Origin of the sequence: Moorena sp. SIO4A1 (assembly GCF_010672065.1) — a bacterium.
GTDB lineage: Bacteria > Cyanobacteriota > Cyanobacteriia > Cyanobacteriales > Coleofasciculaceae > Moorena.
In genome coordinates this window covers 1-2526 of the sequence record NZ_JAAHHX010000273.1, presented here as the reverse complement: position 1 = coordinate 2526, position 2526 = coordinate 1, and the positions used below count along the sequence as shown (strand labels likewise).

Below are 2526 nucleotides of genomic sequence, written 5' to 3'. Positions count from 1 at the left end.
TCCAGATTCGGAAGGGGTTCCCATTCAGACCACAACGGATCTGACTATAAAATAATGGACCGGGATCGACTATCGACATAGCGATCGCAATCGGAATTGCGATGCTCACGGTAATTAATAATCCAACCAAAGCTCCAATAATATCAATTAATCGCTTGATAGTATTGTTGGCAGACTGATGAACCTCTTGCTGAAATAAACAACTTGGTATTCTGTTATCCCAAATTGGTGAATCAATCGAGGTATAAGCAGAAGACTTGGAGATAATCACGGCTTTTTCTTAGTTATCTAAAGTTGATTAAACGACGGAATAATTGCTTTAAATCCCCAGGCTGATAGAACAGTTAAGCTCAAGAGAGCCAACTTGCTTAGGTAGTTTTTGGCAAAACTTTATGGAAGAGTCTCCTGCCATTTTCCAAAAGATTTGGTAGGCACCCACTAACCCTAAAGTCTTTGTTGTTCACTAAATAGTCTATTAACCAGACCGCTGAAAACTTTAAAAGTTCCCACTAAAGTTAATTTTTTTTATAAAAGTAACTTATATATAGGTAGATGACCTTGTCATTTTTATTGACCGCCTTATTAAGAATTTTTAATCGAAGCCTCTGCTCATAGTATTTTGATTTTTCAAAAAAAGAGTAGTATATTTTGTATCATTTCACTGAACTTTCACATTGTATCGACGAATTCGTGAAGGGATTGTGAATTGGGGTTGAATTAATTGACTTCTAGTCTGAATTTTGGTAGTAATAGTTGACTATTATTAATCAAAAAATGACTGGAAATGATTAGAGGTAAAAATAATGCAATTGATGTTAAGTTGCTAGGTAGACATCCCTAAAGACTACCTCTGATACTAAATCCAAGTTAAAAACCTCCTTTATAGTCAAGTCATGAGGGGAAGCCTTAGGTCAAAGGCAGGCAAACGCAAGCTTATGTAGCCGCAACTTCCCTCTCGACTGGGCTAAAAGGGGGCTAGAAAAGCCGATTTAAGATCACAGATCATTAAACACTGCTATAGCTTAGCCATGTTGCCAGCTTGGCAGGAATTTTCAAGAATTTACCGAAAACAGAACGGACGCGCTTCATCCGAGTTTCTTAAGAGCCTCCCAGGGATTGCGAAGAGCTAAGGCCCTGCTGCGCGAACAGATCTGTTCTGTAATCAAAGAAACTTGCATCGTCACAAGCCACTATTTTCTTTGCTCAAAGCTCTTTAATCTTCCAAACCACCCCAGGTCGCCGCCCCAGCCCATACCCCACAAACCCCACAGCATCTCAAACGCTCAAGCTACTTGTCACCCCTTGAGGTAATTCACACCCATCTGTTCACACAAATCTGTCAAAGCATTAATAGTAGCAATGACTTCTGAATGGTCAAGGGAGTCATTGGTCCGAGATGTCTTTTGGGACTCTGGTGTAGGATCAGCTACGTGCGATCGCAATGGTGTATTTTCTTCAGACAATCCTATCCCCCAGGATTGAGGCAACTCTCCTGTTGACCAATCCATTGGTGGTTCCTGATTCAAATCTGATCCCTCAGACACCGCCTCAGTCATAGTCACAGAGTTTTTGGGCAATAAGGTTTCCGGATGTAATTGAAAGCTATCCTTATCCTCAACTTGAACCTGTACATCCGGTGGTTGTTGTGAGGAAGGCCATAGGCTTGAAGCTTCTCGTCCTAACTGCTGAGCTAGACGATTCACAAAGGCAGCAAACAACATTTCTCCCTGCATGCCTAAGCTGTGCATTTTTTCAAGTTCCTGAGATAAAGACTGCTGGTAACCTTGAAGATCTCTTTGTAGGGTCTCAAAAGTCAACCGTTGGTTAAGATCTATATTCTGTATGAGTTGATCAGATTGTTTTTGAAGCTGCTGTAGTTGCTCAATAACCTTTTGTCTTTCGACTACAGCAACAATCTCGTCCTGATTTGAAGGCAATCGGTTGATTGAGTCGTCACTAGTGGGATTCTTTTTTAAGTGAGCTTCCCAATTCGCTAAAATTTGAGATAGCTTTTGCGTCAAGCTTTCGACAAGGCGGTTGATTAGCCCTTGTGAGAAGTCTGAAGCAAACTGCACATTTGCAGTTTGTTGTTTGGTATAGTAATCCAGCTGTTGCTTGGTACTCTCCAAATGCTGAATTTCTCGTACCAGAGACTCCCGCTGTTGCTGTAGAGCCTCTAACTCTAGCTGCAATGGTTTCGTCAAATCGGTACGTAGAAGGTTCATTTCTTGATTAACCGCTCGCAGGATTTGCTGCACTCCTTCCTGAACAGATGTGGTTACTCCCGTCTGAGATGGGGTGACTGTAGTACTTGTCTTGTCCGATTCTACCCCTAGCTTCTGCTGTTGGGAAACTAGGTAGCTACGAACTTTCCGCAAAACCTGGTGTGCAGCCGCTAAGTCACCAGACTTGAACCATGGTAGAGGAAAGTCAGGCTTATGGAGGATGTGGTCAATATCAGCAATCAGAGATTGAATGTCGGTTTGAGCAGTCACTTTGAAACCCTTGACGAGAACAAATTGAGTC

At 42.0% G+C, this 2526-nt stretch carries 1 protein-coding gene and 1 pseudogene; both read right to left on the bottom strand.

All coding sequences use genetic code 11. The features are described 5' to 3' along the window. Positions 1-271 (bottom strand): sugar transferase (locus F6K53_RS37190; protein WP_293084593.1); only part of this gene is annotated, 271 nt, incomplete at its 3' end. Positions 272-1295: 1024 nt separating this feature from the next. Beyond that, a pseudogene (locus tag F6K53_RS37185) lies at positions 1296-2526 on the bottom strand (hypothetical protein); the annotation flags it as partial.